Here is a 23,898-nt window from a genome sequence, read left to right on the forward strand (position 1 = left end):
TTTCGTCCGATCTGGCTATTTTTATTTAGGTGTCATTCTAAAGAATTACGAAGCTAACCTATTGAGTAGTAACGATGAAAATATGACTTTTTATTGATCTGACCCCGTATTATTTTAATAGATTGATGTTGAAGGATTTCCCCCGCCAAAAACGTGTTTAGCGTTACTTTTATGATTTTTTGCCTCTTGAATTTAACCATGATTTTTCTATGGTTAATAGCAGGCGCATAAGTAAATATCTCGAGTGCTGTAAAAGTGAGACATAGCATTATGTAGCCGTAAAAATAACCTACTACTTATTACTTACTTGTCATTCATTTTATCATCGAATGACGACCTGTTTGTTAATTTGCAGTGCGTGTAGGTGTTGACACTGAGCTGACGTGTTTTGGTTAAAAATAAATCCAGGAGGTCGTTATGTCTAACTAGTTTAACCCCAACAATAATTACAGGAGGTTGTTATGTTATTTGTTAAATACTTTAATAAAAGGCCGATTGCCCTTGCTATCTCTTTAGCATTGCTGGCCTCAATAGGAAGTGCGGTGGCTTATGAATCGCCAGTGCATGTGTTTTCTGTTAATGACGTACTGGGAGGGTTGAATGGAGTGACCTTCGCAGACGACCAAACGATCATTTGTGGCCTTGGCCCAGTGAGTTGTCCTGATGATAATCCAGCGCTTCTCGACAAGTCGGGGGTGATGTTATATCCAGTGGATAGCGAGTTTGGCTTTTATGTGGTTGATTTTCTAGGCGCGCAGCCCAAAGCGCGTAATGGCGATTACCTCGAAGGATTCGTTGGTAATATTGACGAAGGCGGAGGGGTGATTGGTATTCAAGTTGCCAATGCCGCCACCGAAAAATACAAGGTAAAACCACCATTAGGAACATGGTGTCAAGGGCTCGGTGGCACCTCGGTAAAATGTGAAACAGAGCATTATACTGTTATGGAACATGCGCTTAGTTGTTATGAGACCATCCCATACTTTTTTGCCAGCCCGGACGGTACCCAAGCCATTATATCAACCCCAGACGGCACTCTGTCGTATGACTGCGCTGGCGCGCCACTAGATGATAATGTTCAAGTGTTAGTGGATGGACAACAAGCCTATCGCTTAACCAATGCGATACCCTGTGAAACAGATGGCCAACCTGAAGGGTGCCAGATGTTTCCTAACGACAAGACCAACATGCTCGATAACATCGCCTTAAGCAGTGATTATTCCGTGCAGCTTAAAGATGATGGTAAGCCACTTTATGGTTGGGGTGGAATACATAAACGGCCGAACGATATCCGCATGTATGCCCAGTTGGCGCTTCCTGAAGAATGGAAAACATCCACAGAAAACTTTGTCGTTACTCGTGCAGAGCTTGTGGTTAATCACTGGATCACCAATAACCCTAATGACCAACTTCGTCCAGAAGACTTGGAAAATGAAGCTGCAACAGGGCGTAAGCCTTCCTATAGAATTGAAGGTGATGGTGAAGCAGCCGTATGGAAAAGTACTGTTCCGTGTTATGAAGGCGACAGCGATATAATCGATACTGAAAGTGGCGCTTTCGATCCATCCTTTATCGGTGTCGGTACAATATTAAAGAATACTCCTAAAGCACTGGACCCTTTGGCTACACCAGGTGAAAGCGCTGCAGAGCACCCTTATGCATTCTCATCAGATCTCGCTGGTGGCTATTCTAATGCTTACTATACCACCATCAATCGTGACCCCTTTGAATGGTCTTATGATGCCAATCCTGACCCAAAAATTCAGGATTTCATCGGTAGTGCACTGCCAAATGCGTCGCTCGGTGAGCTTGTTTCAGGCCCTCGCTGGAGACTTAAACCTAATAAGTTTGGTCAAGACTTGCCAGGACTTGAGATCCCGTTGATTGAATGTAGCGCGCCGCCTTTTGCCAAAGAAAACATTAAGTATGAGGTCGGTACGCCAACGACCACAGTGATCAATTTACTGGATTGGGAAGAGGGAGAAATATCTCCGCTGGCAACCAGTAGAGGTTGGGTTGATGTGACAGCAAATGAGTATGTCACTATTGTCACTGAGGACGGCGAACCGGCGGTTACCAGCAATGGTTTACCGATGACGTCAGATTTTGACCTTGCGGTTTACATTAAGGGCGATAGTAAATCAACAGCCTTATATAACGCACAGCTCATTATCGAATATGAAGGCGAAGTTCCTGTGGTGAATACTGATGTCGATGTTGCACTGACTGCTTTTGCAGCATCAGCTACAGTGTCCTTTAATCAAACGGTGGCAATGGTTGTCGATGTGAGCAATCTTAAACCCAGTAGTGTCAGTGGTGAGGTAACCATTACTGGAGTCACTAACCAAGGCGTGGTTATTGAACTGCCGCCGATGGCTTTCAGCGATTTGGATGAAGGAGATACGATTTCATTAAATGCAAGTTGGACAGCCAACATCATCAGAACGTCCGCTGTTAGCTGGACGGCGACGGTGACAGCAGAAGGCGATCTTAATAGTGATAACGATACTGCCACCGCAACAACAAAAATCCGTAGATGATAATTAAGGATTAGCAGGTGAATCAAAGGGGAGAACTTTTGTTTCTCTCCTTTTAACCTTATTGATATTGTTATTAACGGTCTTTACAGACTTAGAAGATAGGAATAGCAAATGCGCATCATACGAATAATCTTTGTCTCGGCCATTATTTTATCCTCGGTGATTACCTCGTTATTCGCTGAAGAAAACAGCGATCCAATCCAACCGGCAACTACCATTCTACCGGCTACTGCAACCACGCCGGTGCTAGTCACACCAGCTGTCACGCCAGCTATCAAAACTCCGGCAGTAACGTCGGCAGTAACTTCGACAGAGCCAGTCACGCCAGTTATAGCAAACCCTGCAGTAACCCCGCCAGCGCCTAAACAAAGTGCGAAAAAAACGGCAATGGGTCACGATTACCAAAAAAATATGCCCAAGCTTGGCAAAGGTGATCCCAATTATCGTGGCGGGAAGGAGGTTGTATCTGATGCTCAACCCATAATCAACAACCAAGAGAGTCAATCAAAAGCGCCATCAATCATAGATAACCAGCGCAAAAGTGGTGCAGATGTAGGTTTTCCTGGCTACCGCGGCGAGGGAGACTCGGCTTACCCACAACATCAGCAATATCAAAATCCGCCACGCTTTCCGGCTGAATCAATAGAGACTACTCCAGCTGATACGTCTCCAGTACAGACTAAACCAACCGAACAAAATAGTGATGTACAGACAAATAAACCATCGGTTGATGCTTCAGCAAATAAGGTCAAAACACGTGCGATGATTAACCAACAGCGCAAAGGAATACTTCATGCAGCCGCATTTGGCGACGAGCCAGCGGTAAAAGCATTACTCAAGCAAGGATCAAGCCCAAATGCCAGAGCAAAAGACAGAATAGGGCGAACAGCATTAATGCTAGCGGCATTGAGTGGTCATGAAAACGTGGTTAATACACTGCTTAAACAAGGTGCCAGTGTGGATTTAAAAGATAGAACCGGCCATACCGCACTTAACTGGGCGGCAAATCGATCGCACCTAAACATAGTCACGTTATTACTCAACCATGGCGCTGATATAAATATCAAAGATAATGGCGGCACCTCTCCTTTGTTATATGCGGTTGCCACTAGCAATGTGGCAATGGTCAGTTTATTGCTTTCACATGGCGCTGAAACTGAGTTACAAAGCGCTGAAAGTAAGATGACGCCACTATTACTGGCCATTGAGCATAATGATATTGAATCTATTAGTCTTTTACTAGATAACGGAGCTGATGTTAATGGCACAAACAGTGATGATTTTTCACCATTAATGGCTGCGGCAGAAAAAGCTCAGCTCAATATAGTGCAAACACTCCTCTCCCATGGTGCTGAGGTTAATCGATATGATAATAAGCATTTTACGCCATTGCTCTACGCTGCCGACAAGCAACACATCGGCATCATGCAGTTGCTATTATCCCAAGGTGCAGATGTCAATTTTCGCGATAATAAAGGCCGAACCGTTTTAATGCGCGCCAAGCAGCAAGGGCATGCGAACGTTGTAGCGTTATTATGCACAAAGGGAGCTAAATATAACGCCGATGGATGTTGAGATTGAAAAGCATATTGAGTTTGGAGTTTGACCGGATTAATAAAATTCACGTATTATCTTTAGACACAAAAAAGCCTGTAAGCATTTTATGCGTACAGGCTTTTTTATTTTTAATTTGGTCGGTATGAGAGGATTCGAACCTCCGACCCCTGACACCCCATGACAGTGCGCTACCGGGCTGCGCTACATACCGAAATTACTTCGTTTGACTTCAGAGATAATGAAAATATCATCATAAATGCCAATCACTTAGCATGGCTGTGAGCCTTGGGGTTACTAAGTGGATAATTACTGTATCAATTGCGATTTGTTTACGCAAGTAGTTAGTTATCAGTCGGTTATCGATTGATTATAAACTATCCATTTAATAAAATCGTCGACCTTATCTATGCATAAGCAAGCATAAGCAAGCATAAGCAAGCAGATGAATAGTTCGCTCGTTTACAATATTTTAAGCTAAATATGTTATTAGTAATAAAATATCTTATTGATTATACAGTCTACGGCCTTCACGCATGACTTGGATCAATTCTGGTGCGCTCATTTTCTTATCTAAACGTTTTTTATAGTCTAAATCGTAAATGCGGTATTTACCGAAACGATCTAGTACCGTTATTTCAGCTTTTTGGTAAATGGCAAAGCGGCGGCTGTCGCCTATGTAGACCCAGGTTTCATTATTAGGTTCTAACAAACTGCGGCCTGAACTGTAATCTGTACTTGGATTGGTGCAACCTAACACATGGCTTAGCAAGGTTGGCGCTATGCCGTAATGGCTGGTGCGGTAATTCACTTTATTACCATGGCTGTCGGGCCAATGGATGATCAGCGGCACTTTAACATTACCTGGCGATAAATCGCTGCGGGCGTCGCTGGTATTACTGGTAAAGACCTGGCCGTAAGTGCCAGTGATTAGCACAATGGTATCATCACTCACGTTATTGAGTAGGCTTGCCAGTTGTTGGTCGATAAAGTTAAGTGATTGACGATATTGATTAAACAGCACCTTTTGCGCAGGCTTTAATGGCATGTGCGGTTTGATGGTTTGTACGCCTAAAAATCCGACTGGGGTGTCGTAATCTTTTGGTGCGGTAAGATTCACTAAGGCAAACCACGGTTGTGTTTGTTTTGGCTGCCAAGCATTCACCGCATTAATGGTGTTGATATCGGCATCTGCGCTGCCATTATCGCCTTCGCTGATATGAATGTTTATACCGCTGAACATGGCGCTATTAGCAGTGTATTGATCATTTTCAGGCGCAAACATGGCTAATTGATAGCCTTGTTGTGACAGAGTGTCGGTCAATATTGGGCTGGTGCTATCAAACTCTTTGCGATCGCTGTAGTTGCCTTGTAAGCCATACATGAGGGTAAACATGCTGGTTTCAAAGTCGGTGCCACCGCTATAGTGATTCATAAAGCGCTGATTTTGAATACGATACTGGCTTAAGAACGGCATAGTGACACTGTCGACCATGTCTGCTCGTAGGCTGTCTATGCTGATAACCATAATATTGGGTTGGCTGTCTGCAGTACATTGCATCGGACTGATGGGATAGCTCAGCTTACGTGATTTAGTGTTGCGAGACTCTGTTGACTGCATGCTGCTGTCAATGCCGTGATTTTCCATGAACGAGCGTGCTGTGGCAGGATATGACACTGGATAGGCGTCGTCAAAACGGGTGACTTCGGTCATATTGGTCGCGTCGGCCCAAATATGAAATAAATGGCTGCTGACAAAACAGATACCGACAAACAGCACTACTTTGTTGCCCCATTGTTTTTTCTGAATTTTGTCGATGCGTTTCCACAGATAATTGGCCGCGGTAAGCTCAACAATCACAATGACGATAGGTGTCACTATGTATGAAGTGCTGTGTAATAGCGCATTGAGATCTTGCCAGGCTAAGTCGAACGCAAAAGGACTTAAATGGATACCGTAGTCGTCATAAATAATGGTGTCATACAGTAGGGCATATAAACCAAGAGAGGCAATAAATGCAGCAAAACCACGTAAGATTTTGGAGTAAGGTAATAATAAGGTAATCGGGAAAATAAAAATTAAGTAACCGATAAAGGCTAAAAAGGTAAAATGACCTATGGTGCTGATTGACAGGTAAGCCCAACCAATAATGGTTTCTGGGTAGCCGACACTGCCAATATATCGAGCGCCAATTAACATCGCTAATATGCCATTAAAGAAGGCAAACCAGTGACCCCAATTAACTAAGCGTGACACTTTATCACGCGTCATTTGCTGCTTTTTACGCTCGATCATGTTAACTCGTATTCCTACGTTATTATCACAGACTTTTTTCAGTGTAACTGATTGTTAGCATTAGTGATAAATTTTATTTAGTCGATTACTTAACCGACTGTGTTAAGGCTTTGGCAAATTGCTCAGCAACTTTTTGGCGTGATTCACCAGGGACTTTTTTGTCGAGTAAATGGGTCACGCAATTGCCCAATACCATAAGGCTTAAATCGGTAGGTGCTTGATGCTTAGCTAGTACTGCAAGCAGCTCGCTGATAAGTGCTTCAACTTGAGTGTTTGTGTATTTAGATTGAATTGCCATAGTCAGAAAACTTCAATAAATAATGAATTAGCTGCACATAATAACGGATTTAGCCGACGCTCGCCTCAAGTTTTATTCGCTGCATGTGAGGAATATTGTAAACCCTTGTTCGATTTATACGGTTGGTCTGATATCATTCTTTTTTAAATTATCATCTGCGACAGACTAGGATTAACAAGGTTTATGAGCATTAGTATTGAGCAAGCAATTATTCACGAAATTTCTCAAGACAGTCAGGGGCAAATGCGTTGTCGTTTACGCCCGCAACCGTTGTTGAATACTCACGCCGTTGAAACCATGTTAGAAGAGTTACATCAAACCTATTCGGGTAAAGCGGGTAAGGGGTTTGGCTTTTTTGGAACCCATGGCGATGATGGCGAAGCCAACAGTGAATTTTCTGATGCACTAACCGGTTATCGCAAAGGCGATTTAGGTTTTGTTGAGTTTAGTGGTCAAGCGAGCCAACTGTTGCAACAAGAACTGGCCAAGTACGATTTTAGCCAAGGCGGTTTTTTGTTGATGTCTTGCTATACCAGCATGACGAGCGACTATTTATTTGTGGCGTTATTAAGCGCTAAGTCGTCGATGACAGTATTAGATGACATGGAATTGTCGCAAAACAACCATTTAGATTTAAACAATATTCAATTAGCTGCGCGCATTGATTTAACTGAATGGCAGGCCGATAAAAGCTCGCGTAAGTATATTTCGTTTATTCGTGGTCGTGCTGGCCGTAAAGTTGCCGATTTCTTTTTAGACTTTATGGGCTGTGTTGAAGGCGTTAACATTAAAGCGCAAAACAAAACCCTGATCCATGCAGTTGAAGATTTTGTCGCAGGTAGTGAGCTTACCAAAGATGAACGCCAAGATTGTCGTAACAAGGTATTTGATTATTGTTCTGAACGCGCAGGTTCCGGTGATGTGATTGAAGTTAAAGATTTAGCCGATGAGTTAGCTGATTCTGGTATGGATTCATTTTATGATTTTGCGTGTGGCGGCAGTTATGAGTTAGACGATGAGTTTCCGGCCGATAAAGCCAGTCTACGCAGCTTGAAGAAGTTTTCAGGCACAGGCGGCGGAGTTACCTTGAGCTTTGATGGCGGCCATTTAGGTGAACGGGTTATTTATGATCCGATATCTGACACTATTTTGATTAAAGGCGTGCCAGCCAATTTGAAAGACCAATTAGACCGTCGCTTAAAAGGCGAATAACTTAAGCTTATTTGGTGTTGTTACAACAGCGTCCTATTTGGGCGCTTTTTTATGAGCGAAGATAATAGCGAGTCTAGGTTTAACGCGTGCTATGCTTTGGTGAGTTAGCGAGTAAAGCGAGCTAACATGTTGTTGGATCTAGTGTTGCGTGTGAACTTTGGGTTCAATAGCGTGCAGAGTGACATTAATTTACGCAGATTTTTATATCAATTTACTGATGCTTAAATCGTGTCAATGGCGGTGAACTTTGCAACGTTTTATTTGGATTTATATAACGGCTTAGCTCATGGCTTATTTAGCAAATTACCGATCAAATTATCTAACTGGTACGATTTTTGGCGCAGTTGAATATTTTACTTTTCATTCATTTGTAGTTGAGTAAACTAGCGCCACTTTTTGAGTGTTTTTGTTTGTTATGCTTGTAATAGCCTAACGGACTTTGGGGGAGCGATGATCACTGCATACGCCTATCAAAATAGAGAATTAATCACCACCGAATTGAGTGTGGGCGATAAAGTGCCTGAGTCGACATTGTGGTTAGATTTATTAAAACCCGACGACGAAGAGCGTCAATGGTTGAGGCTATTCTCTGCTGAAGAAGTACCTGACGAAGAAGATATTAAAGAAATTGAGGCTTCGGCGCGTTTTTACCAAAACCAAGACGGTTTACACATTAACTCGTTGTTTCCACAGCGGGTGAGTTCAGATGTACGCGCAGTGAACGTGTCGTTTAACTTGCGAGAACGTTTTTTGCTAACAATACGTGAAGAAGATGTCGGCCTTATTCGTTTACTGCGTAATTACCTACGTTTAGGGCGCTTGGATATTACCACTCCACAAGGCTTATTGTTAGAGCTCTTTACTTTGAAAGTTGATTATCTATCTGACTTAATTGAAGATATTTATAGTATTTTAGAAAATGTTGGCGAGCAAGTATTTAATGACGAAGAGCTTGACGGTGTTTTTAAACTGATTACCTTGCAAGAAGATTCGAACGGTAAAATTCGATTGAGTTTGTTGGATACTCAGCGTTCATTACGTTATATGCAACGTTATTATCGTGACCGATTGTCAGATGAAAACTTGAAAGACATTCGTGAGATGCTATCTGACATTGAATCATTGATGCCACACAGCCAGTTTATTTTCGACAAGTTACAATTCTTACTGGATGCAGCGATGGGATTCAGTGGCTTGCAACAAAACAAAATCATTAAGATATTTTCGGTGTCGGCGGTAGTATTTTTACCCCCTACGTTAATTGCCAGCAGTTATGGGATGAACTTTCATATTATGCCAGAACTCGACTGGCGGTTTGGCTACCCAATGGCAGTGGCATTAATGCTAGCCAGTGCAGCAGGAACCTACTTTTTCTTTAAACGGAAAGGTTGGTTATAACGCAATTTATTTTAGACAAAATAATGCCATCAATTGTTGCCGATTGATGGTTTTTTTTATGTCTCAAATACTTGAGTTGGCTAGGGTAAATAAACTGAAATGGTGTTATGTAAGTCACTCATTAAAGAGATGAAATAGTCTATGTTATCTGCAGCACACTAGTTTTGGCCAATACCTAAGCTGATTTGTTCTCTAGGATTGAGGTATTTATGGATTTTTTCTGGCAACGCTGCGGCAGGTAGACTGCGAACAATAGTTAAGCCTTCATCTTGTAAACTGATGATGGGGGCTAAATCTTTGGGTACCAGTTGGTCGTAAACCACAATGTTAGGGCACAATAGCTTTTGCAAGTTTACCGACATAACCATGGCAAATTGGCCACTGGATAATTCAATAATGCTGCCAGGCGGATAAATACCTAACATTTTGATTAACATGCTAATATATTCAGTATTGAGTTTGTTTTTATAGTTTTTATACAGTAACCCCAAGGCGATACTTGGCGGTTTTCCTTTGGTTTGGTTGGTGCCATTACTCAAATTGTCGTATTCGTTAACCACGGCGATTAACTGCGACAGCTTGTCTAATTTGTCGGCTTTGAGCCCTTGTGGGTAGCCACTGCCATCTAAAAATTCGTGATGATTAGCAATTAACGGTTTGGCTTCGTCTGGAAAGCTGTCAGCGAGTTTAAGAAAATTAATGCTCATTAATGGGTGTTGTTTAATGAAGTTTTCTTCTGGTGTGGTAAGAGGCACTCGCTTATTGATAATGTTACTCGGAACTTTGAGTTTACCTATATCGTGAAATAACCCACCAATACCAATCGTTTCAACTTCTTCGCGGCTCCAACCTAGCTCTTTTGCCATTAACATACACAACATGGCGACGTTGAGTGAATGGTGATAAATATGCTCATCATTTTTGGCATCGCCCATTAAATGTAAGGCTAAATTATCGCTATTGAGTAGCATGGTGGTCATGTTGCTGATGAGGTCTTTCGCTTCACTGACCGCATTGAGTGGTCGGCTACTGATTTTAGAGACCATTGAACGCATCATCGACACTGAGCGATTAAATTGTTGTTCGGTTTTCTTTAAATCTCGTTTGAGCTTTTGTTGCTCATCTATTTTGGCCGACTTCTGGTTAATCATTTGCTCTTTTAGTGCGTTGAGGGCCTGCTCGTCGGGTTTAGAGGTGTTGGCATTCTCGGACGTTACAGGCTCAATATCGCTTTTTTCGGGATCAAAAAAAACATCTTTTAGCCCTAAGCCTTTGATAAGTTCAATTTGTGCAGCGTCTTTAATTTTAAAACTGCTAAACAGGAAAGGGTGGTCTTTCCAGGAAATTGGCAAGCGGATAAAGGTACCCACTTCTAATTGTTCTACAGCGATTTTTTGGTTTTTTTTCATATTCAATCGATAGTTACTTTGAAGAACAATGAGCTATGTTATGTATTGCCCTTTACAGGCACTTTAATTGCGTGGCAGCATACTACTATAAATAAATTAACAATAGTCACTCCCTATGGATTTTATTGAAGTATATCCCAACGCGATAAGTAATGATTTATGTGATCGCTTAATTGCAGCATTTGAAACGCATCCGAGTGTAGGGCCAGGCCATACAGGTTTTGGCGTAGATACCGAGAAAAAGCGCAGTCGTGATTTAATGTTAGATGCTTTTGATGATTTAGCTGAATTAAAAAATGAACTTTTAGCGGCGACATTTACCCATATTAGCGATTATTTTACCCAATACTCGTTAACCTTAATGGGAGCGGTTTCTGTACAAGTAGCAGATGAAAATGGTCAACCGCAAACGTTAACGCCTGATAATTTTGAGGTATTGGGTCGGCCAAGGGCAGCGGCATTAACTAAATATTTGTATCGCAGTGGTACGATTAATGTGCAGCATTATCAGCAAGGTGTGGGTGGATATCCGCATTGGCATTCAGAGCAGTATCCACAGAATGGCCATAATGAGGCGCTTCATCGGGTGGTGTTATACATGTTTTACCTGAATGATGTTGAAGAGGGCGGCGAAACAGAATTTTATTATCAACAACGTAAAATAAGCCCTAAAAAAGGCACTATGGTGATTGCTCCAGCCGGTTTTACACACAGCCATCGTGGCAATGTGCCCATTAGTAACGATAAATATATTGCGACTTCTTGGGCGATGTTTAATCGTGCCGAGCAACTTTATGCGCCATTAAGTTAGTGATTACTGTTGGGTAAAACCAGTTGTGGCTTTATATGCTTATTTGATTGATGACTTTGTTGCTGCGTGCTTATGCCGTTGCGGGGAGTTGAATGACAAAAGCTGCTCCGCCAAGCTCGCTAGTACCAATGGTCATTGTGCCGCCATAACTGCTAACGAGCTCATGGCATACTGCTAGACCAATTCCTTGTCCCGATGATTGAGTGTCGGCTCTCATACCGCGTTGGATTATTTTTTGTTTAATGGCGTGGTCTACGCCGGGGCCGTCATCTTCAACACTGAGTTGGATGATATTGTTATCGAGGCTCGCGGCGCTGATCATGACGTTATTGCCACATAAGCGAAATGCATTTTCCAGTAAATTACCCAATAGCTCCATTACATCGCCTTTGCTGAGTGGTAGTTGCAATGATGCTGATATGTTTAGGGTGAATATGACATGTTTGTCTCGATATATTTTATCGAGCATTTGCGCAAGTTGTTGAGCAATCGGTGCGATAGCGGTTTGTTGTTGACGTAAGCCTTGTTGGCCTAACATGGCACGCTTGAGTTGATACTGTACTAAATGATCCATGTCATTTATTTGTTCAAGTATTTTTTTGTGCTGTTGCTGACGATCTAATGAGTCATCGTCAATGATGGCAATACTGGCGGCGAGACGCGTTTTTAAACTGTGAGCAAGGTCGTTCATGGCATTTTGATAGCGCGTTTGACGTTGATCTGTTTGGTCCATAAGTTGATTTAATGCCGTGGTGATGCCTTGTAATTCAACGGGGTAATCTTGTGATAGGCTTTTTTTATGTCCTTGTTGCAGCTGTATCAACTCTTGTTTCAGCTTCGTTAATGGCCGCATTCCCCAGTAGGCTGCACTTACTAGCAGTAACAGTGCAATAGCCATTACCATTGCCAATCTAAAATAAGTGAGTCGATTAAATTGACTGAGTTCAGTTTTCAATGCGGTGGCGTCTTTTAAAATCAATAGATGATACATTTCGGTTTCAACGTCAATGCTGAGCAAGTAAGCAAAGTAACTTTGTTGGTCATTAAAATTGAGGTAGAACGGTGGGAAATCATCTTTTATATCAAGATATTGTTCACAAATGTTATTCAAGTTTAAGCTGATAGCGAAGTCAGAACGCCATAAGGTGTTATAGCTGCTATTGCAGGTAGCCATAATGTATTGCGTGTCGACGTCGTCACCTTCACGGGCCTGGGTGATAGGGATTAGATTGTTTTCGCGAAACTCAGCGGCAATGATGGGTAGTTGAGCTATTAAGGCGCTGGTGGTTTGGTTATAGCGATTTTGGGCATGGAGCAAGGTAATTAACCAGGCCAGACCAAATCCTACTAACGCGATAATACCCAAGGAGGTTAAGAACATCCTGGTAAGCAGACGTTTTTTAGGTCGTAAAATTAGTCGCATGGGTGGTTAAATTTATATCCTTGGCCGCGAAGGGTAATGATGGACTGTTCTATTCCACCTTGAGCAAGTTTCTTTCTTAATCGGCTGACCATCACTTCAATAGTGTTGGGATCGCCTTCTTTGTCGGCATAGACCACATCCAGTAAACGCTGTTTAGCGACAACCTCATGGCAATGGCGCATCAAGTATTCCAGAATAAGGTATTCAAAGGCAGTGATGTCTAATGGTGTTTGGTTTAGCGTTACATGTTTTGCCGCGACATCTATTTGCAGAGCACCGCTGGTGATGGTTGAGCGAACAAAACCACTGCTGCGGCGCACTATGGCATCAAGTCTGGCGATGAGTTCTTCTTTTTGAAATGGTTTAACTAAGTAGTCGTCTGCACCAGCATTGAGCCCTTCGACTTTATCTTGCCACGTTAGTCGAGCGGTTAAAATTAGAATCGGCGCTTTAACATCTGCATTACGCAGCATTTTGATTAGACTTATTCCATCTTGATCGGGTAAGCCTAAATCAATAATAGCAGCATCAATAGGATAATTAGTGGCTTGATAAAATCCTTCTTTTGCGGTTAATGCCACTTGCACTTGATTACCTTGATCTGATAACTGCACCTGTAAATGGTGTGACAACAGAGGGTCGTCTTCAATAACCAATATGCGCATAATCCATCCTTGTTAAGCCGTCACTTTATGTGAAATGTGCTTGGCCAATATTACCCTACAAGTTGGTACGGTTAAATATTAACCAAACTTTTTATGATGGTTATATTAAAACTTATTATCATTATGGTCATCGTAGTAATTATTCTTGCTAACATTTCACACTGAATGGGCTTTGTCGGTGTAATCAGGTATCAGGTAAGTTAGAATAGGGTTATTGACAGACTAACTTTTAAGATTGAGATGAAACTAACACATTTATTATCGGCTAGCTTTTTAAGTTTATTTTCGACAGTTGCATTAAGTGCAACGTTTACCTTTACGGCTATCCCTGATGAAGATGAAAGTCAGCTTCGGACTCGCTTTGATAAAGTGGCTGATTATTTAACCGAGCAGTTGGGCGTGGAAGTGAAATATATTCCGGTAAAGTCATATTCTGCAGCGGTAACAGCATTTCGTAATAACCAAGTACAACTTGCTTGGTTTGGTGGTTTATCTGGTGTGCAAGCGCGTCGTTTAGTGCCAGGTTCTGAGGCTATTGCCCAAGGTTTTGAAGATCAGTTTTTCAAGAGTTATTTGATTGCTCATAAATCTACTGAAATGGCTGCTTCAACTAATTTTCCTTCATTGAATGATTATACCTTTACCTTTGGTTCTAAAGACTCAACTTCAGGCCGTTTGATGCCACAGTATTTTATTGAAAAAAATACCGGTAAGCCAATTGAACAAATTTTTAAACGCATTGGTTTTTCTGGCGACCATAGCCGTACTATCAGCCAAGTTGAAGCAGGTGTTTATCAAGTCGGCGCGGTTAATTACAAAGTGTGGGACACCGCCGTTGAGAAAGGTGAAGTTGATACCAGCAAAGTGAAAGTCATTTGGGAAAGCCCTACTTACCCTGATTATCAATGGACGGTGCATTCGGGTGTTGATGAGACGTTTGGTGCAGGCTTTAAAGAAAAGCTGACTAAAACGTTAATTGGTATGACGGATAAAGATTTGTTAGCCAGCTTCCCACGTGAGTCGTTTGTACCGGCTAAAAATAGCGATTATGAACCGATTGAGCGCGTGGCAAAAACAATTGGAATGCTCGATTAATGTTGTCGTTGGTTGATGTTGATTTAGGTTATAACCAGCAAATTATATTACCTAAAGTGAATTTGTCATTTAAGGCAAATGAGCATGTGGCTATTTTAGGCCCTTCAGGCGTGGGTAAAACCACGCTGTTGCATCACCTTTATCAACAATTGGCCGAGCAAACCTGTTTGTGCTCACAAGCACAGGGGTTAGTTGATAACCTGTCGATATATCACAATGTGTTTATTGGTGGGTTAGCGCGTTATTCCCGTTGGTATAATTTGGCTAATTTGTTGTTGCCGTTTAATAAGCCGCAACAACAAATCGCCGCTATTTGCCAGCAACTAGAACTGACCGTGCCTTTGCAACAGAAAGTCAATGAGTTGTCTGGTGGTCAGCGCCAACGAGTGGCTTTAGCCAGAGCGTTATTTCAGCAACAAGCGGTGTTTATGGGCGACGAGCCCTTTTCTGCATTAGATCCGCTAATGGGCTTACGATTACTAAACTTGATTAAGCAAACGCATCAGAGTGTTATTTGTGTGTTGCATGATGCCGAACTAGCGTTAGCAAACTTTGAGCGTATTATTGTCATTAGTGATGGCAAAGTAGTACTGGATGACAAAGCGAGCCAATTATCTCTGGCTCATTTATCACAGCATTATGCATTAGCCGATTTACCAAACCATTCAGTGGCATAAATATGAATATGTCGATGCAGCTAAACTATTTATCTTCATTCTATCCCCGTTTTTATAATGCCTAAAATGATGACTCACAGTCGCTACTCTTTTGTAGGGCATTGGCAGAAAATCACTCTGTTGCTTTTACTCATGGTCTCGGTGTGTTGGTTTTTTGCTGATACCGAGGTGATTGCACTCGATCCTTGGTCTGAGCTTGGTCGCATGTGGCAAGGCTTTGTGCACCCTGACTTTTTCGCGACAGAGTATTTACTTGATGCGCTGTGGCAAACCATTAGTTTTGCGCTGCTTGGGATTACGATTGGGTTGCTATTGGGATTTCCATTAGCATTGTGGTATCAACATCCTGTAGTGGCGGCAATGTGTGCCTTTATCCGTGCTATCCATGAGATATTTTGGGCATTGATATTCTTACAGATATTTGGTCTTTCAGCCATTACCGGTATTTTAGCCATAGCGCTTCCTTATGCTGCTACTTTTGCCCGTGTGTTTGCTGATATTTTACAGCAAGCGCCAATGCATACCTTATTTTCACTGCCTAAGGGCACCGATAAACTGTCGGCATTTATATATGGTCGATGGATGCACATGTATCCGCAGATTGTCGATTATATTCGTTACCGTTTTGAATGCGCGCTTCGTAGTAGTGCTGTGTTGGGCTTTATTGGTATGCCGACATTAGGGTTTTATTTAGAATCCGCTTTTCGTCAGGGGCATTATCAACAAGGCGGTGCACTATTAATCTTATTTGTGTTGTTAATTGGTAGCATACGTTTTTGGGCTAAACCGATAATGCTTTGGCTGTATTTACCGCTTGCTGTGTACTTCTTACCTCCCATTCCTGTTATCGACTCGCAACTTATTTGGCGTTTTATCAGTGTTGATGTTTTACCACCGATGCTTCAAGGACAACCCTTCTTGAGCTGGTTTGACACAGATAACCTGTCGAAGCTCGTTAACTGGAGTTATACATTAATCAGCCAGCAAGTGTTTCCCGGGATGGTTGCTACCTTGGTACTGGCTTTTTGTGCTTTGGGGTTAACTCATGTGTTGACGTTGGTATTATTGCCTTTTAATACCCACTTGATGATGCCAAAAGTGGTTATTTTAATCATGAGGGCGGTGAATTTAATATTACGTTCATTGCCTGAATATTTATTGGCTTTTGTGTTTATGATGCTACTAGGGCCCTCGATGTTGCCAGCGATTATCGCGTTAGCGCTGCACAATAGCGGCTTGATGGTCTTTTTAATGTCACGTCAAGCTGACAGCATTAGTGTGCCGTTGACATACAAGCCTAGGATTGATCAGTACAGTTATCTAGTGCTACCTGCTATATACCCACATTTTATGGGACTGCTGTTTTATCGATTTGAAGTGATTATCCGTGAAACGGCTATCTTGGGCATGCTTGGGGTGATGACGTTGGGTTTTTATGTCGACAGTAATTTTTCTGAAATTCGCTTTAGTGGTGCATTGTTGCTGTTGTTTTTCACTGCGGGTTTGAATGTGGTTGTAGATTATTTAGCACGTCGATTATTGCATTATCCTCGCAGCCGTTTACAGGCTTGCTAAAGTCTCTTGGTTTCAGGCTTGCTAAATAAAGTCTCTTAGTTTAAAGCTATAAACGGGTAAGCATCGTGGCTCAAACAGGTAACTGCTTGATAAAAATAGTCAAATTATTCAACTGCTTACTTAATCGAATTTAATCATGTTTAAAACTGACCGATAATTTGATGAATTATATTATTGGCAATCGTGACTGCAACGGCAATAAAAATAATCCCAACGAGTAGATCTATAATGGTATTGGCCGCGAGTAATTTTTGTTGTACCCGAGGTTTAGATAGGATCAGTGCGAGTAAACTAAACCACGCCAATGACAACACAAATAACAATACCGTGGCGGCAATTTTAGTTGAGTAATTGACTTGTGGCGTAATCAATACAGAAAATAAAGTAATAAAAAAGATCAGCGCTTTAGGATTCAGTAGATTGGTATATAGTCCAACTTTAAATCCCTTTAATGACGATATCAGCGCCGCTTTTGCCACATTAGGTTGCGTTGATGAAATATCTGAATTACGACGTTTGCTAATCATACTGGTGATAGCTGACTTGAGCGCCCCATATCCCATCCATGCTAAATAGCTACTGCCAATTAGTTGTACGGTCATAAAGGCAACATGAGACTGTTGTATCATCACACTGATGCCCATCAACGACAAAAAAGTGTGAATTAAGATAGCGACAGCAATGCCGAAGGCACAATAAAGTGCGGTTAAGCGTGTTTGCTGCGTAGCCATTTTAACGATAATGGCAAAGTCAGGTCCTGGGCTCATTAATGCCACAATGTGAATAACCGCTAAACCCGCCAATAAAGTCATGTCCATATTTATTCCGTTTTTTATAAGTTAAAGCTGGCTAGATTTTGTTGATATCCATTTGTTGATATCCATTTGTTGATATCTATGAGAGCTTATTTCAATGTAAGTTGATGATAATGGCACATTTATGTAGGAAAAAGATAATAAAAAAGCGCTAAATTAGCGCTTTTTTATATAAGGTGAACTTAAGTGTTATTTTTTGGCGTTAAGCACTTGTTCTTCAAAACTTTTGGCTGCTTTACCTGCTTGCGAATCGTTGAAGACTTCTTCATTAAATTCGCCTTCTGATTTGGCAATGATCACCGTAGCCACTGCATCACCAGTGACGTTTACTGCAGTGCGGATCATGTCTAGCATTCTGTCTACACCAATAATTAAGGCAATACCTTCAACCGGTAAGCCTACTTGGTTTAACACCATTGCCAGCATAATAAGGCCGACACCAGGCACACCCGCAGTACCGATAGATGCCAGTGTGGCCGTTACCACTACAGTCGCGTAATCCATGATGCTCAGTTCAATACCAAATACTTGGGCAATAAATACCGTTGCAACACCCTGCATAATGGCGGTGCCATCCATGTTGAGAGTGGCACCAAGTGGTAAGGTGAATGACGCGATTTTGTTGTCGACGCCCATTCTGTGCTCTGCGGTTTCAATGGTTACCGGCAATGTTGCGTTGGAACTTGCGGTACTAAAAGCAAACAGCTGTACGTCGCGGATTTTACGTAAAAACATCAACGGGCTGAGACCCGAGAACAGTTTTAGTAGAGTAGGGTAAACCACTAAGCCTTGGATAAATAAAACGGCAACCACCAGGAGGAAGTATTTGACAACACTACCGAAGGTTTCTAAGCCCAACGTTAAGCTGAGGGTCGCCATCAGTGCAAACACACCATAAGGTGCTAACTGCATAATTAAGGTAACCACACGCATAATCACATCATTTAAGTCGTTAAAAAATGACGCTATACGCGTACCTCTTTCACCAATATGTGAGATGGCAAAGCCAAAAACAACTGCAAATAGGATAATCTGCAACATATTGCCTTCACTCATCGCTTGCATAGGGTTTGTCGGTACAATATTAATAATGACTTCAGACAGGCTAGGCGCGTCTTTTGCCGAGTATTCTAATACGTTACCGGCCAAACTGGCATTACCTGGATGGATTAACACGGCTGCTAGAATCGCAATAGTGAGCGCAATAGCGGTAGTGAATAAATAGAAGGATATGGTCTTGCCACCAAGACGTCCCAGTTTAGATGGATCGCTAAGGGAGCAAGTACCGCATACTAATGAGATAAATACCAAAGGTACGACAAGCATTTTTAAGCTTGAGATGAAGATAGTACCAATGACATGTAAGAATCCATCGGTAATGTACTCTTGAATAAATTGACTACCAGGGAAAAAGTTTCTCAATGCTAGGCCAAATATAATGCCTAATGCCATGCCAATTAAAATTTTGCTCGTGAGTCCGAGCTTGTATTGATTACTCACAGAGTGTTCCTTCTCATCATATTATTTTATGTCTTTATTGAATGCGCTAAAGATTAGCAGGTATCGGCAACTTAGGAAATGGCATAAAAGTGAAAGTTTTCGCCAATAAATAGCGAATAAAATAGTAGAGTTATGCTAAAGTTATAAGATGTTTGCGTATTGTTAATGTATAAGTAACTATAATAATTATTTAGTTTAATCTTAATGTAACAGGGAGCCTGACAATGAGGTCAGCATATAAAGTTTATTTTGCGCTTTTATGTTCAATTTTTCTCTTCGCGTGTGGTGGAGGAGGAAGTATTACTGATGATGGAACTGATTCTGGAGGCGATGGTGGAATAACAGAAGTTTTATCTATTTCACTGAGTACTTCATCGAACGATATATCAGCAGCTTCGCCTGCAATTCTAAAAGCAACTGTTTCGAGTTCACTTAATAATTCAGTGGCGAACAAGGTTGTTACTTTTTCTTTATCTGATAGTTCATTTGGGGTTTTTACTCCGACGTCAGGTACAGCCAAAACTAATGCTGATGGTGTTGCTGAAGTAACGTTAAGTACTTCATCTTCTCAAGGGGCCGTTACTGTTACTGCATCTCTTGATTCTGGTGAATCGGCATCTACAGGTGTAACAATGTCTGGTGATGGTGCCGTGACAGGTGAGAATCAAATAAAGCTTTCTTTAAAAGACACCGCCGGTAATGAGATTAGTAATATTAGTTTTTTGACGCCTGGATATATTCATGTTGATTACCAAGACCCCGCTGGCAATCCAATAGTTAATCGTCTTGTGAGTTTTGAACTAAACGATACAGCCTTAGCGACTTTTATCCCTAATAGTGGAACTGCGTTAACAGATGCTGACGGTATGGCTATGATTAAAGTCATAGCAGCCAACAAAGAGGGTGCTGGCACAGTTAATGTTACTATTGATGAACAAGAAACTATTGGGATTAATTTTTATTCTAAAGGTGATGCTGGTGTTTCAGGCTCTTCAACATTAACAGCCAAATTACTTAATGCTGCGGGTACTGCAATAACTGAAATTTCAGATGCGCAACCGGGCTACATAGAGGTTGCTTTGGCGGACTCTGCTGGAGTAGGTATTGCAAATCAAGTCGTTTCATTTGCTTTAAATGATAGTTCTTACGGTACATTTGAGCCTGCTAGTCGAACTGCGCTTACTAATGCTACAGGAATTGCAAAAATTAAATTGCGTACAGCTGATGTGGAGACTGCCGCAACAGTCACTATTAGCTCCGCATTAGGTTTAACTACGTCTGTTAATTTTTACATGTTAGGTGATGGTGTCGCAGCAGGTACCAATAGATTATCGTTAAAGTTAGTTGATAATAGCGGTAACCCAATCTCTATAATAAGTAATTCCACTCCAGCTAAAGTGGAAGCTACATATGTTGATTTAAATGGATTACCTCTGGTTGGTAAATTAGCAACGTTCTCTTCTAGTTTAGGGAATCTATCCCCTATCATAGGTACAGTTGTTACTGACATTAACGGTGTTGCATCAATTAGTTTGACCGCTGGTAATGTTGCGGGAGCGGCTAAGTTATCTGTTGAAATAGAGACTTCTAAAGTAAGTATCTATTTTGAGACCTTGGGCGATGAAGTCATTATTAAGCCTATCGATTCTTATACTCTAAATCTTACAGTATTCGATTCATCGAGTAATGAATTACGAAATATAAGTAAGACTTCGCCAGGAACAGTAATAGCTTCGTTATTAAAAGATGGAATAGCTGTGCCGAATGCATTAATTAATTTCTCTCTAGTTGGTGAGGGGGTGATTAATCCAACGTCAGGTAATGCACTAACTGATGCGAGTGGTTTTGCTAAAGTGACTCTATTAACTGGTACGGTGGATGGTGCTGGTACTATTCAAGCAACCTTTAATCTAGGCAGTGAGTTATTGGTCGAAACATTTAATTATAGTGTGGCTGGCGATGCTCCTGGTGGCGATGGTGAAAACAATTCATTATCTATAAGCTTATTGGATGGTACTGGAAATCAGGCTTCTAGTATTAGCCAAGCATCTCCAGGCCGTGTACAAGTTTATCTACTTGACCGAAATAACAACCCATTAAGTGGAAAAGTTGTATCATTTTCTAGTAGCTTAGGTGAGTTTTTACCTTCAGTAGGGACAGCTCTTACTGATGGAGCAGGTAAAGCTGAATTAACTATTACAGCAGGAACCGTTGAGGGGGCTGCAACTGTAACTGCTAGCTATGGCTTAACGACGGCAACAGCTAGTTTTACCACGGCTGGTGATGATATCGATCCTGTCGCAGCAGACCCATCTATCAGTTTTGAAATTTATGACTGTAATGGTGTTGTAGGTTTTGATAAGGCATTGAAAAATTTCGAATTATGTCCTGTTACAGATAATATTACCAATCAACGGCCTGGTATTTTAGGGGCAATAGTTAAACTTGATGGTTCTAATCAACCTTTAAAACAAGTATTAGTAACTGCTGGTACGACATTAGGTGCAATTAGCCCTAATTCTGCCACGGCAATAACAAATGCAGATGGTAAAGCTGTACTAGACCTTTATTCAAATGGTGATGTTGGTGCCGGTGAAGTGTCTTTAAAAGTTAAACAAGTGACTTCTACCAAAGCGTTTGAGATTGGTCGTGTAGATATCTCTCTTGAAGTTAGTACCTATATAGGTACTAATACTTTACCTGCTGGTGGTTCTACTGTTATTGAAGTGACCGTTAAATCTCCGGATGGAAGTATTGAGACAAGCCAACCATTTACATTAGAGTTTGCTTCTCAATGTATGTCGGCAGGTAATGCAGTGGTTGATTCTCCGGTGATAACAAATGCGGGTAAAGGTTTTGCTACCTATCGAAGCATTAATTGTCAAGGTACGGATACTGTTACTGTTTCAGCAATTACAGGAGCATCAAGTGTAAGTGCAACTGCGGATATCACCATTAGCCCCAATGCGGTCGGTGCAATTCAATTCGTCAGTGCATCACCAAAGGAGCTAGCCATTAAAGTATCCGGAGGTCTTGACGGTGCAGGTGCTCGTTCTGAAACCTCAAATGTCGCTTTCAAGTTGCTTAATGAGATTGGTCAGCCTGCAAGTTCTGAAAGAGTTTGTTTTGAACTGTCTACTGATGTGGGTGGCATGGTATTAACGCCAGCACCATTAGCTGATGATTTTATAAACTGCCCTAATTTTCCTAAAGTAGGTGACGCTGAGTATCCTAGCGATATTACTATCCCTAATAAATATGCAGTAGCTTATACGGATATGAATGGTAATGTATCTGTCACTGTACGTTCAGGAACAATACCAACGCCTGTTAAAGTTTTTGCTCTGTGGCAGGATGCTACAGATCCAACAAGTCTTATAGTGTCAAATGTGTCTGATAGTTTAACCGTGACAACTGGCTTAGCAGATTACAATAGTTTCTCGTTGTCAGCGACAACGTTAAACGTAGAGGGTTGGAGTCATGATGGAGAATCATCGACGATTACCATTCGTTCAGCAGATCATTTTAATAATCCTGTTCCTGATGGGACTGTGATCAACTTTAGAACTGAAGGCGGCTCTATCGGCGCTAGCTGTGAAACGGCTGGTCGAACAGGGGCTTGTTCTGTAGATTGGACTAGTCAGAATCCACGCCCATTTGATGGAACATCTGTTGTTTGTCCTGTTGCTTTCAATGGATCTAATGTTCCACCTTGTACAGGTCCACTATTATCAGCTTACGTTGATGGGACAGGCTCGGTGATTGTTGAACCTCGTCCTGGTCGTTCAACTATTACAGCTTATGCGATAGGTGAGGAAAGTTTTGTTGATTTAAACGGTAATGGACTTTTTGATACAGATGAGGATTTCATTGATTTATCTGAAGCGTTTACCGATGATAACGAAGATGGGGTTTATCGTGGTTCATCATTGCCTTTAGGCGCGGTTAACGAAGAGTTCATTGACTTTAATGCTAATGGAAGCTTTGATACCAAGGATACATTTTATACTGGTCTTTTGTGCGCAACGGGTTCAGCTGCTGACTGTACTCAAACCGGAGTCAATAACACTCAAGCACAGCTAAATGTATTCAGGAATATGCCGATTGTTATGTCGGGCTCTGTGCCATACGGTCGTTTAGTTGATATTGACAGCTTGGGGAACATTACCCCTGTAGTCGATATAGATTTAACTGCGGCAACAGGTGTATCCTCAAAAACTGTTTATTTATTTGTCTCGGATCTTAATAATAATACCCTTGCCAATGGTACTGATATTTCTGCAGCCACTGATAATGGAGCGTTATCCACATCTACATCGTCTTATATTATCGGCAACAATACCTCCAATAAACCATTATTGTATCCATTTACTGTAACTCGAGAGGCTAGCCCAAATCAAAAATCAGTTGGATTATTATCTATTACAGTTAAAACTATTTACGGCGATCCGATTTCATACAGTGTTAATGTTCGAGATGATGGTTGATAATAAGTAGGCTTATTATTTTGAGATACTTTGATTTTACGAATGCTTCATAAGTAGTAATTTAATCGGCCACAAAATTAATTGTGGCCTTTTTTATGGTGTAATATATTGTTCTTTATCGAAATAAAAAATGCTGGTTAGGC

General features: G+C 41.5%; 16 protein-coding genes and 1 tRNA gene. 9 read left to right on the top strand and 8 right to left on the bottom strand.

All coding sequences use genetic code 11. From position 1 onward, the window contains the following. The first annotated feature begins 461 nt into the window (after nt 1-461). A complete protein-coding gene (locus CXF88_RS17720) occupies nt 462-2,540 on the top strand; it encodes a hypothetical protein (protein ID WP_101088009.1) in 2,079 nt (692 codons plus the stop codon). Between the two features lie 111 nt (nt 2,541-2,651). Continuing rightward, nucleotides 2,652-4,115, top strand: a complete 1,464-nt coding sequence (locus CXF88_RS17725) for an ankyrin repeat domain-containing protein (RefSeq protein WP_101088011.1) — start codon at nt 2,652-2,654, stop codon at nt 4,113-4,115. 116 nt (nt 4,116-4,231) lie between these two features. Here the strand turns inward: CXF88_RS17725 and CXF88_RS17730 are convergent. The 3 genes from CXF88_RS17730 to CXF88_RS17740 form a co-directional block, all read right to left on the bottom strand. Beyond that, a tRNA-Pro gene (locus tag CXF88_RS17730) sits at nt 4,232-4,308 on the bottom strand. Nucleotides 4,309-4,599: 291 nt separating this feature from the next. Continuing rightward, nucleotides 4,600-6,390 (bottom strand): DUF3413 domain-containing protein, encoded by a 1,791-nt coding sequence (locus tag CXF88_RS17735; protein WP_101088013.1) that lies wholly within the window; start codon nt 6,388-6,390, stop codon nt 4,600-4,602. 85 nt (nt 6,391-6,475) lie between these two features. Beyond that, nucleotides 6,476-6,688: a YejL family protein gene (locus CXF88_RS17740; protein WP_011637946.1), complete on the bottom strand. Its 213-nt coding sequence runs from the start codon at nt 6,686-6,688 to the stop codon at nt 6,476-6,478. Nucleotides 6,689-6,871: 183 nt separating this feature from the next. On the opposite strand from CXF88_RS17740, the gene yejK reads away from it, so the two are divergent. Both yejK and corA read left to right on the top strand, forming a co-directional pair. Further along, on the top strand, nt 6,872-7,900 hold the full coding sequence (yejK, locus tag CXF88_RS17745) for a nucleoid-associated protein YejK (protein ID WP_101088015.1): 1,029 nt from the start codon (nt 6,872-6,874) through the stop codon (nt 7,898-7,900). A gap of 450 nt (nt 7,901-8,350) precedes the next feature. Continuing rightward, nucleotides 8,351-9,298, top strand: coding sequence for a magnesium/cobalt transporter CorA (gene corA / locus CXF88_RS17750; protein ID WP_101088017.1), 948 nt, complete (start codon nt 8,351-8,353; stop codon nt 9,296-9,298). Nucleotides 9,299-9,456: 158 nt separating this feature from the next. Here corA and CXF88_RS17755 read toward each other — a convergent pair whose 3' ends face one another. After that, nucleotides 9,457-10,707: a DUF3391 domain-containing protein gene (locus tag CXF88_RS17755; RefSeq protein WP_101088019.1), complete on the bottom strand. Its 1,251-nt coding sequence runs from the start codon at nt 10,705-10,707 to the stop codon at nt 9,457-9,459. 115 nt (nt 10,708-10,822) lie between these two features. Between CXF88_RS17755 and CXF88_RS17760 the strand changes: the two genes are divergently transcribed. Continuing rightward, nucleotides 10,823-11,518, top strand: coding sequence for a 2OG-Fe(II) oxygenase (locus tag CXF88_RS17760; protein WP_101088021.1), 696 nt, complete (start codon nt 10,823-10,825; stop codon nt 11,516-11,518). 70 nt (nt 11,519-11,588) lie between these two features. Here the strand turns inward: CXF88_RS17760 and CXF88_RS17765 are convergent, their stop codons facing one another. Next, nucleotides 11,589-12,941, bottom strand: coding sequence for an ATP-binding protein (locus CXF88_RS17765; RefSeq protein WP_101088023.1), 1,353 nt, complete (start codon nt 12,939-12,941; stop codon nt 11,589-11,591). Next, a complete protein-coding gene (locus tag CXF88_RS17770) occupies nt 12,932-13,606 on the bottom strand; it encodes a response regulator (RefSeq protein WP_101088025.1) in 675 nt (224 codons plus the stop codon). Before CXF88_RS17770 ends, CXF88_RS17765 begins: the two co-directional genes overlap by 10 nt. 240 nt (nt 13,607-13,846) lie before the next feature. On the opposite strand from CXF88_RS17770, the gene CXF88_RS17775 reads away from it, so the two are divergent. From CXF88_RS17775 to CXF88_RS17785, 3 genes are read left to right on the top strand one after another with little or no spacing between them, the layout of a single operon-like run. Next, nucleotides 13,847-14,701 carry a putative selenate ABC transporter substrate-binding protein gene (locus tag CXF88_RS17775; protein WP_101088027.1) on the top strand — a complete coding sequence of 285 codons (855 nt, stop codon included), beginning with the start codon at nt 13,847-13,849 and terminating at the stop codon, nt 14,699-14,701. Further along, entirely contained in the window at nt 14,701-15,378 is a 678-nt protein-coding gene (locus CXF88_RS17780; RefSeq protein ID WP_101088029.1) for an ATP-binding cassette domain-containing protein, read from the top strand. The genes CXF88_RS17775 and CXF88_RS17780 overlap by 1 nt, the downstream gene beginning before the upstream one ends. A 57-nt stretch (nt 15,379-15,435) precedes the next feature. Beyond that, nucleotides 15,436-16,953: an ABC transporter permease gene (locus CXF88_RS17785; RefSeq protein WP_101088031.1), complete on the top strand. Its 1,518-nt coding sequence runs from the start codon at nt 15,436-15,438 to the stop codon at nt 16,951-16,953. A gap of 140 nt (nt 16,954-17,093) precedes the next feature. Here the strand turns inward: CXF88_RS17785 and CXF88_RS17790 are convergent, their stop codons facing one another. Beyond that, nucleotides 17,094-17,771, bottom strand: coding sequence for a LysE family transporter (locus tag CXF88_RS17790; protein ID WP_059745481.1), 678 nt, complete (start codon nt 17,769-17,771; stop codon nt 17,094-17,096). A gap of 186 nt (nt 17,772-17,957) precedes the next feature. Beyond that, on the bottom strand, nt 17,958-19,268 hold the full coding sequence (locus CXF88_RS17795; protein ID WP_277949095.1) for a dicarboxylate/amino acid:cation symporter: 1,311 nt from the start codon (nt 19,266-19,268) through the stop codon (nt 17,958-17,960). A 224-nt stretch (nt 19,269-19,492) separates the two neighbouring features. Between CXF88_RS17795 and CXF88_RS17800 the strand changes: the two genes are divergently transcribed. After that, nucleotides 19,493-23,755: an invasin domain 3-containing protein gene (locus CXF88_RS17800; RefSeq protein ID WP_101088033.1), complete on the top strand. Its 4,263-nt coding sequence runs from the start codon at nt 19,493-19,495 to the stop codon at nt 23,753-23,755. Nucleotides 23,756-23,898: the final 143 nt, after the last annotated feature.

It is taken from the genome of Shewanella sp. ALD9, from assembly GCF_002836315.1.
Taxonomy (GTDB): domain Bacteria; phylum Pseudomonadota; class Gammaproteobacteria; order Enterobacterales; family Shewanellaceae; genus Shewanella.

Excerpts from the sequence above, each read along its gene's own strand:
- CXF88_RS17720 (WP_101088009.1), top strand. The coding sequence starts at position 462 with ATGTTATTTGTTAAATACTTTAATAAAAGGCCGATTGCCCTTGCTATC.
- CXF88_RS17725 (WP_101088011.1), top strand. The coding sequence starts at position 2,652 with ATGCGCATCATACGAATAATCTTTGTCTCGGCCATTATTTTATCCTCG.
- CXF88_RS17735 (WP_101088013.1), bottom strand. The coding sequence starts at position 6,390 with ATGATCGAGCGTAAAAAGCAGCAAATGACGCGTGATAAAGTGTCACGC.
- CXF88_RS17740 (WP_011637946.1), bottom strand. The coding sequence starts at position 6,688 with ATGGCAATTCAATCTAAATACACAAACACTCAAGTTGAAGCACTTATC.
- yejK (WP_101088015.1), top strand. The coding sequence starts at position 6,872 with ATGAGCATTAGTATTGAGCAAGCAATTATTCACGAAATTTCTCAAGAC.
- corA (WP_101088017.1), top strand. The coding sequence starts at position 8,351 with ATGATCACTGCATACGCCTATCAAAATAGAGAATTAATCACCACCGAA.
- CXF88_RS17755 (WP_101088019.1), bottom strand. The coding sequence starts at position 10,707 with ATGAAAAAAAACCAAAAAATCGCTGTAGAACAATTAGAAGTGGGTACC.
- CXF88_RS17760 (WP_101088021.1), top strand. The coding sequence starts at position 10,823 with ATGGATTTTATTGAAGTATATCCCAACGCGATAAGTAATGATTTATGT.
- CXF88_RS17765 (WP_101088023.1), bottom strand. The coding sequence starts at position 12,941 with ATGCGACTAATTTTACGACCTAAAAAACGTCTGCTTACCAGGATGTTC.
- CXF88_RS17770 (WP_101088025.1), bottom strand. The coding sequence starts at position 13,606 with ATGCGCATATTGGTTATTGAAGACGACCCTCTGTTGTCACACCATTTA.
- CXF88_RS17775 (WP_101088027.1), top strand. The coding sequence starts at position 13,847 with ATGAAACTAACACATTTATTATCGGCTAGCTTTTTAAGTTTATTTTCG.
- CXF88_RS17780 (WP_101088029.1), top strand. The coding sequence starts at position 14,701 with ATGTTGTCGTTGGTTGATGTTGATTTAGGTTATAACCAGCAAATTATA.
- CXF88_RS17785 (WP_101088031.1), top strand. The coding sequence starts at position 15,436 with ATGCCTAAAATGATGACTCACAGTCGCTACTCTTTTGTAGGGCATTGG.
- CXF88_RS17790 (WP_059745481.1), bottom strand. The coding sequence starts at position 17,771 with ATGGACATGACTTTATTGGCGGGTTTAGCGGTTATTCACATTGTGGCA.
- CXF88_RS17800 (WP_101088033.1), top strand. The coding sequence starts at position 19,493 with ATGAGGTCAGCATATAAAGTTTATTTTGCGCTTTTATGTTCAATTTTT.